The following is a 7,663-nucleotide window of genomic DNA, read 5'->3' on the forward strand; positions in this document are numbered from 1 at the left end:
GCTGGCGAAGCTCAAGCCCATGCTGCCCACAATAGGATGAGGTGAAAGGCAGACCTCGACATCCAAAAGAAATCAAAGCGATAGTTCAAGAAGACCTGTCCAAATCAAAGAGTTTTTCAACACAATCGGCTCGTTCCAGCCATTAGCTGCGCTCAGCACTAAGTTCTGCTGAGCGGACTTTGCAGCCTTTTGCTAGCGCAGCTATTGCTGACGCAGCATTCGTTCGCACTCGCAGAACCGTTTATTTTTCAGTGCGGCAGCGTCGTCAAAGCGGTCATTCACAGGCGCCAAATTTGCCTAAACCCAGACCGCCCCTTCGCCGCAAGTCGTTCCAACTAACCAGACGCGGACAATGCGGCCGCTAGCCGGACGCTCTTGAGCCTTGGGAAGCGAGGTATGCGTCTAACTCACTGACGAAACGGTCTGATCTGCCTGTGATCCATTCGATGAATAGCGCCCGCGGATTAGATTTCGCTCGGGATCGCGCCCATAGGAGACGATAGGCGTACTTTGTCTGGCATATCATTGACGGACCGAATGGCAAAATGAGCGATCCTGCTTTCAACGCGTGAAATGCTTCCACAATACCGCAAATCGCCAACCCCTGACCCGCTGCCGCGGCTTGAAGCCCTGAACCTGTTTTCGAGATGCGTACACCATGGTTTAGATGATCGCGGTCAAACCCAAAGGCATCGCCCCATGCGCGAAAGTCAAGCCAGCCCGGGTCCTTGGTGCGATTGGTGACGTGAATGAGCGGTATACCCTTTAGCGATCGCACATCCGGACCCAATCCTTGCTGGCCTGCAAAAGCGGGCGAGCATACCGGGGCCACGAAATCACCGAACAGCACGCGTTCTTCCAATACAGTGTCACGGGTTGGACCGAATCTGATCGCAAGATCATAGTCTTCTCTCACCAAGTCGATATCGCGATTGGATGGGTCCAAGTATAAGTCCGCATCCGGGTATTGCAGGTGGAACTCCACAAGCATCGGCGATAGCCAATTTTCCGAAAAGGACTCCGGCAGGGTAATGCGTAGACGGCCAGTCGGGTCGTTCGGCTTCAGTTGCTCAAATGCCTGGGCAAGCATTGCAAAGCCGCCTTCCAATAATTCCCGAACCCGCAACGCATCCTCAGTTGGCTCGATGCCCGAGCTGGAGCGAATGAACAGACTTTTGCTGAGGTAAAGTTCTAAAGACCGAACCCTTTGCCCAACAGCAGCCGGAGTAATTCCAAGTTCGTTGGCGGCCAGTGAAAAGCTCCCATGCCGCAATGTAGCGTCCAGAGCGCGCAGAGCGTTCAAATGAGAAAGATGCATGGCAACAGCCTAAAGGTTTTCTTTAGAGCGGCCAAATGAAATCACGCGTGCAAAGCAATCGCACCCGGCCATACTGAGCATTGGGGCACAGGAAGCCGCCATGAAAAACGGAACCATGGGGAAGACGAGGCATGTTCACGCTGTATTGGGAATATCTGGCAGGCTCGATTGTGGTGCAGTCAGTCCTTGAAGAAATCGGTGCGGAATATCGACTACACTACGTGGACATGGGCGCAGACGCACATCGGACTCCAGATTTCCTGCGTCTAAATCCAACCGGCCGGATACCGGCTCTCGGCTACGCGGATCGCAGGACGATTGGAGAGACTGCTGCAATTGTTACGCTGCTAGGCGAGATGTATACTCAGAGCGGTGTCGCTCCGGCGCCCGGCGATGACAACCGTGGAGAGTTTCTTTTTTGGCTAAATGTCATGACGACCTCAGGCTACATGACTGCAGCACGCCTCGGGCACCCTGAGCGTTATGCGAAAAGCAGCAAAGCGATCGAGGAGGTCGGCGCAAAAGCAGCTGTCGACTACGACGCATTTTTCGATGTCATCGAGGATGCGATTGCGGGCGATCCCTACTTCATGGCCAGCGGTCTGACCGCACTCGATTTTTACGTCACAATGCTGACAGAGTGGCACGCCAACAAACAGTCTCTCTTTGGCTCACGACCCAAGCTCAGCGCGCTTTGCAAATCTGTGAATGAGAGCCGTTCCTACAAGGCCGCAATGGAGACACATGCACTGCCGCCGACCTGAGTATCCGAGCGGTCAATCGCTGCGGTTTGCTCCAGTAGCTACTTTGCGGGACAAGACCGCCGTTGCAGTTGCGTGGTTTCCCTCCCGCTTGTAGCTTCGAAAGCATTCAATTCAGGGAACACAACATGTTGCAGGTCGATGAAGAAATCACGGACATAGAACGGCTTCGAGAACTGCTCCCCGAGTACAAGGGTTCCAACACTGACCTAAAGGTTACTGATCGAATAAATGCTGTTGCCAGGAAATTTATTTCATGCGCGCCGTTCGTGATTGTCGCGACCAAGGCATCACAAGGATTGATTGATGTATCACCCAAGGGTGATCCGGTCGGTTTTGTCGAAGTGTTTGACGATAAGACGCTCATTATTCCGGATCGGCTTGGCAATCATCGCGTTGACGGTTTTGTGAACCTTTTAACCGACCCAAATGTTGGTCTCATCTTTGTAGTGCCGGGTCACGGCGATACCCTTCGCGTTGCCGGCAAAGCACGCATTGTGAAAGATCAGAAGATTAGCGAACGCCTGTCCATAAACAACAAGCAGCCGTTGCTTGCTATGGTCGTGGATGTCGAAGAAGTCTTCATGCACTGTTCGAAGTCGTTTATCCGCTCGAGGCTTTGGCATCCTGACCATTGGCCATCGCGAGGTACGGCACCCACGCTTGCTGAATGGGTTGTCGGCACAGTTGATCGTGAGCAGACAGTCGAAGACGTTCAGGTCATCCATACGGATGACGAAGAGAGCCGGCTTTACTGATAATTGTTTGGACCGCTTCGGGCTCACAGCCGTCGTTCCGGGGTCTGTAGTCCAACGACTGATCCGAACAACCGAATGTCCGGGCATCGGGCCACGCCGCTGAAAGCGTTGAATTTTCTGTGTTTCGGGAATGGCCGCTTACGGAGCGCAGTCCAAGCTTACCCCGCTGCGCCGCCGCAAGTCCGCTCTGAGCCCTTCTTACCCACTATCCTAATCTTCGAGGGAGTGTTTACGCAATGTGGCGGCCTGGATTTTGCCTGGCATAAACTGTCTGGCTGTAAAAGTGAGGCTGTCGCCGGAATTAGCCGGATCAACGGCCGTCCGGAAGCCATGCCCGCGCAGTATCGGACATGGCTTAGGTGATATCTCACTTTGGAAAAGGGCTACTTACTTGGCGGGCTTGTAATCGACCTTGGCACCGTTGATGAGATTCGCAGCGCCAACCATTTCGTCTGCAGTATATAGTGCGTTGGTTCTGATATTGGATATTGCACCGCCTAGCACGGCTGAAACAACCGTTGCCAAATACTCAGTATTGCTCGGTGTTTCTCCAATCAACATGACATGAAATCCATCTGGATCACCAAATATGCCATAAAATCCGTGCAATTTTCCACCGACGGATTCTATCGCCGTTCGGGCGGCGTCTTCACGATTTGAGGCCGATTTGGTTATTGCCGCGATGGCATCTGGGGCATATTGAATTTTCAGACAATACAAGCTCATAGTTATCTCCTTGGTGAAAAATGGTGCCTTTAATACTTGAAGGCACAATCGTCAGCTTATCACACATGTGTGAGAATGATAGCTCGACCCTTCGAGCCCAGTGGTGCCAGAACGTTTGCATGGTTCACGCGCTTCGAACGGTTACACTGCCAAAGGTCGGCTTTGTCCGCACAGCAGACTCCGGCTTCGTCCAGCATGAATGTCCGGTTCCCCACACCCGTGGCACCCGTTACACCCGCAAAAAAAAATAGAGGAGCAGTCCCCCCGGCCAGCGCAATGCCAGCCGGGGAAGTTGTCATCGGGGATAGCCCTTGTTGACGACGTAGTCAGCGAGCCACTGCCAGTAGTACTGGGCACTGATGAAGCCCTGATCCTGAGCGGCCACGTCCTCAGCCTCTGCCCGGGTCAGACCCCCATCGAACTCTGCAATGGCAGCACGTTCCTCGAAGGCTTCAATGTCAGGAGGAACCATCATGACGACGGCAACCTGATCTGGTCGACGATGGCCCGCTTCTGCGCGTCGCTGATGCCAGCTGAGTAGATGCTGTAGGTGATGCCGTTCTCTGACCGGGCTGACTTGTGCCCCACCAGCGACGCTGTGAAGTGCTCAGGCACACCCGTTCGCTCACACTGGGTGATGAACCACTTGCGGGTGCTGTGGAACACCAGCCCGGGCCGCTCCATGTCCAGCCGCCTACGCATCCTCGCGAACTGCTTCGTGACCTCATTGACAGTGAGATCAGGGAACAGTGGCCCTCGGGCTGGGAGCTGATCCAGTACCGCATCTAGGTTGGAGTGTACCGGCACCTGCCGCTCCGCCGCCTCGATCTTCAGCAGCCGAAGCGCGTTGGGCCTGACGTGGAAGAACCGCCCGAGGTTGCCCTTGTCCAGGAGGTCCTCCCGCAGCAACCCGACAGCCTCCCCCGACAGCAGGCAGAGACGCAGAACGTGACCGATGTGGGGATCCTCCTGCCCAAGGAGAGCCCTGACCTCGTCGTCAGTCGGGACAGCATAGGGGGCGTACCGGACCTTGGCTTCGAAGCGGACCGAGTCGAAGGGGTTGGTCTCCAGCTCCCCCTCGTAGACACACCAGTCGAGCCAGTGCTTCACCTGTGACCAGATGCGGCGCTGGGTGCGCCCCGTGATCCTGCGGCTGTCTGCCGAGCGGGACCATGCGACAGAGGCATCAAGCGACAACCCCCGAGTTTTCCTGGACTTGCCAAGAAAGGGGCTCAGTTGGGCGATCAGAGACAGGAATTCCCGCCCATGGTCCCGGGAGAGCGCCGTCAGAGGGCGATCCCCGTACTTCGAGGCGAAGAGCTCCAGGGAGTACCGGACCGACTTGAAGCCCCCGGGACGCAGCTCCCGCTGTCGCAGCATCAGGTAACGACGCACGGACTGCTGAACCATGGCCGACGGCTGAACCTTCCCCGGATACCGGAGGGGCTCAGAGTGCCGCAGAGTCGCCCGGAGAGCAGCAAGAGCCTTTTCCGATGGGGGGGCCATGCAGGGGTGCCAGCTGTTGCCCTCTGTGGCAGAGAGGAGGCCCCAGACAGAACCTGCTCGACGGTCTCGTCATACCGGGCGTTCACCTCGGCAGCCCGTTTCCGAGCCACCTTTGCATCACTGGTTTTTAGAGATTGCTTGAGGGCCTTTTGCCCAAGAACAGCAGCAACTTCCTTGGGGTAGTTCCGACGATAGAGCCATGTCTGACCTTTCAGGTAGGCATAGCGAATGGGTGCAGAAGACATAAGCCTTCTCCTTTCTGGTAAGCTTGATTGTGATGGGATGGGTGTGGGGTCAGAGGACGAGCGCCTCTTCCGATCAGCCGTTAGCGCGGCTGTGGACCCGAAGGATCAGGTCGAAGGCGGGTTCGCCGTAGACGCCCTCGAGGGGGCCTGTGAGGTAGTAGCCTGTGATGCAGTCATCATAGACCTCCCAGACCTGGAACAGGTGCTCGGGCCACTCGTCGAAGGCACGAATGACCACGACATCGTCTTCATGGAGGTTAAAGGGGTCATCCATGCTCAGGCCCTCCGAAGCAGGAGGTCAGGCAGGACAGCCCCTAGCACGAAGCCGAACGGTAGCGGTAAGGTCAGAGGGGTGGCCCAGCTGGGCAACACAGCCAGCACGACCAGACCAATCGCTAGGACCTGAGGTATCTCCAGAGAGAGGCCGTAGCGCCGTCTCAGGGTCAGAGAGAGGGCCAGCCGAGAGCCGACCCCGGCTGCGACGAGCAGCGGGAAGGTAGTGAACATCTATACATCTCCATTGAAGGTTTACTTTGTATAGATGCTTGGCTTTGCTCGGATTCTTGCGGTCCCTCTCTCTCGTTTCGGCAGCCCCGAAGCGCCTTATTCTTGACGAATTTCACAGTTAGTGACGGCGGGGTGCGGCAAGAGGAAAAGCGATGACGGGCAGAGGTTACTCAGACCCTTATCCCAGTGAGTCTGTTAATAGTGTGGTCAAGCAGCGGGCCAAGAGCCTGCGGCGGCTTTCTTTGGTCGCCTTGGCTTTTGCTGGCTCGGGGTTAATCATCCTGCTTATGTAACGGTCTGCCGCGGAGATGAGAGAAAAGTCTTTGATGCTTACGCACAGGGCTAAATTAAACTGAACACCAGCAAGCCCCAAATCCGCAGCACCCGCACACCAATAGCCGATGCTTGCTGTGCATCTGGGACTAAACTCACACTTCCCGACTTCCCACCACTTCGTCTATCCATTCCTCCAAACCCAACACCACCGCCCACCAACTCCCCCCCACGCTCGCAAGACCCGTTCGGGTTCCTCGGTCCCACATACCCTGACAGGGATCCTTCCCCCGGGAGGTCCCGTCCTATGATCCCTTTTCTACTTCTCTGTTCTCTGTGTCATCACTTGCTCAGACCCATGTCTAAGGAGGTAGCCAGAGGCCCTGTTAGGAATGTATCCTGCTTGCGATGCGGTGACCGGTCAGACGGCGCGAGAAAGGACAGCACCTATGCGGCTTGTACCACGATTGGCAGCAACAACACTTACCCTGTTCCCCTTCGCTACGGGTGTCGCCGCTGAGGAAGGAAATCTGGAGATGGGAAGGATGATCGCTGATGAGTATTGCTCTCGCTGTCACAACATCGAACCCGATGGTCCCTTCAAGCTTGAGACACCCAGTTTTGCCGCCATCGCCAAGTTCAGATCGAAAGAACAGGTCCACAACCGGATTGTCATGCCCCTCCACGACAAGATGCCACGCTTCACGGAATACATGATTGGCGGAAACATCGACGACATGGTGACCTACATCATGTCCTTGGAGGACTAGCGATCCAGCATTGCTTAATGTCCGTTCCCCATAGACACCCGTAGGACCCGTTCTAAGCCTCCCGGGTAGGGTCTCCCCTTCCTTCCTCCTACCTTCTACTGCTTCCTGACTCATAATTATTTTTTTTCGGAGTACGGCCACCTACTTATCCGTCTAGGTGTTCCCAATCGCACCCACACCCGTTCCACCCGTTGAACCCGGCCAGCAGTCCTAATGGTCTCTCGTATGGGCACCCCTATCAGAGCCTCCCAGTAGGGGTATTCCTCTCAGAGCTTCCCCTTCCTCCCTATTCTTTGCTTCCATTACTCATACCTAATTCTTACTACCCCCTGAGAGACCATCCCTCATAGGTCCCTGACCTCTGTATGTGGTCATCATAACAATGGCTTAGGTGTCTTCTTAAGAGAGCCAGACCGCACCCATAGAGCCACGGAAAGCGCCCCTGAGGGATGCTGTTAGGAAGTCGGTATAGTGGCCCAAGGGCGACCCAGAGAGGGGTTCTGACGGCCTGTCTGATGGTGCTGATTGTTGGCTACAATTACGGGCAGAATGCCCCCGAAAATGCCCCCTTTTTCCGACTGCCTCCGCTAAGGCCATGAACAGAATGCCAAGGCAAGGTTTCCTACCATCCCAGCCACTTCTTCTTTACATCGTCGTTACGGGCTCTCCGGAGGCCTCTCGGGGCGGAAATGCCCCCGAAAATGCCCCCGTTCGGGGTGGGTCCTTTGGGGTGTTGTAGTGGTAGGTTTAGGTCATACCTGAATTAGGTATGAGTAATGGAAGCAGACAGGGTAGGTAG

Annotated in this window: 9 protein-coding genes and 1 pseudogene; 3 read left to right on the forward strand and 7 right to left on the reverse strand. The window is 55.6% G+C overall.

Going from position 1 to position 7,663, the window contains the following annotated elements; genetic code table 11:
- Positions 1-361: 361 nt before the first annotated feature.
- Positions 362-1,090, reverse strand: a complete 729-nt coding sequence (locus GV827_RS22735; RefSeq protein WP_235930703.1) for a LysR substrate-binding domain-containing protein — start codon at positions 1,088-1,090, stop codon at positions 362-364.
- Between the two features lie 48 nt (positions 1,091-1,138).
- Positions 1,139-1,318 (reverse strand): annotated as a pseudogene (locus GV827_RS24180) (helix-turn-helix domain-containing protein); the annotation flags it as partial.
- A 131-nt stretch (positions 1,319-1,449) separates the two neighbouring features.
- On the opposite strand from GV827_RS24180, the gene GV827_RS22740 reads away from it, so the two are divergent.
- Both GV827_RS22740 and GV827_RS22745 read left to right on the forward strand, forming a co-directional pair.
- Positions 1,450-2,082 carry a glutathione S-transferase family protein gene (locus tag GV827_RS22740; RefSeq protein WP_164356551.1) on the forward strand — a complete coding sequence of 211 codons (633 nt, stop codon included), beginning with the start codon at positions 1,450-1,452 and terminating at the stop codon, positions 2,080-2,082.
- Between the two features lie 125 nt (positions 2,083-2,207).
- The gene (locus GV827_RS22745) at positions 2,208-2,837 is read left to right on the forward strand and encodes an MSMEG_1061 family FMN-dependent PPOX-type flavoprotein (RefSeq protein ID WP_164356553.1); all 630 of its coding nucleotides are present in this window, start codon (positions 2,208-2,210) and stop codon (positions 2,835-2,837) included.
- 387 nt (positions 2,838-3,224) lie between these two features.
- Here the strand turns inward: GV827_RS22745 and GV827_RS22750 are convergent, their stop codons facing one another.
- From GV827_RS22750 to GV827_RS22770, 5 genes are all read right to left on the reverse strand, one after another.
- On the reverse strand, positions 3,225-3,563 hold the full coding sequence (locus GV827_RS22750) for a GYD domain-containing protein (RefSeq protein WP_164356555.1): 339 nt from the start codon (positions 3,561-3,563) through the stop codon (positions 3,225-3,227).
- A gap of 295 nt (positions 3,564-3,858) precedes the next feature.
- Positions 3,859-4,038 carry a hypothetical protein gene (locus GV827_RS22755; protein WP_164354975.1) on the reverse strand — a complete coding sequence of 60 codons (180 nt, stop codon included), beginning with the start codon at positions 4,036-4,038 and terminating at the stop codon, positions 3,859-3,861.
- On the reverse strand, positions 4,035-4,973 hold the full coding sequence (locus GV827_RS22760) for a tyrosine-type recombinase/integrase (RefSeq protein ID WP_164356557.1): 939 nt from the start codon (positions 4,971-4,973) through the stop codon (positions 4,035-4,037). The genes GV827_RS22755 and GV827_RS22760 overlap by 4 nt, the downstream gene beginning before the upstream one ends.
- Positions 4,943-5,314 (reverse strand): DUF6538 domain-containing protein, encoded by a 372-nt coding sequence (locus tag GV827_RS22765; RefSeq protein WP_164356559.1) that lies wholly within the window; start codon positions 5,312-5,314, stop codon positions 4,943-4,945. The genes GV827_RS22760 and GV827_RS22765 overlap by 31 nt, the downstream gene beginning before the upstream one ends.
- A gap of 73 nt (positions 5,315-5,387) precedes the next feature.
- Entirely contained in the window at positions 5,388-5,588 is a 201-nt protein-coding gene (locus tag GV827_RS22770) for a hypothetical protein (protein WP_164356561.1), read from the reverse strand.
- 955 nt (positions 5,589-6,543) lie between these two features.
- Here GV827_RS22770 and GV827_RS22775 point away from each other — a divergent pair.
- Positions 6,544-6,864 (forward strand): c-type cytochrome, encoded by a 321-nt coding sequence (locus tag GV827_RS22775; RefSeq protein WP_164356563.1) that lies wholly within the window; start codon positions 6,544-6,546, stop codon positions 6,862-6,864.
- Positions 6,865-7,663 lie beyond the last annotated feature (799 nt).

Source organism: Sulfitobacter sediminilitoris (genome assembly GCF_010667575.1).
GTDB classification, from domain to species: domain Bacteria; phylum Pseudomonadota; class Alphaproteobacteria; order Rhodobacterales; family Rhodobacteraceae; genus Sulfitobacter; species Sulfitobacter sediminilitoris.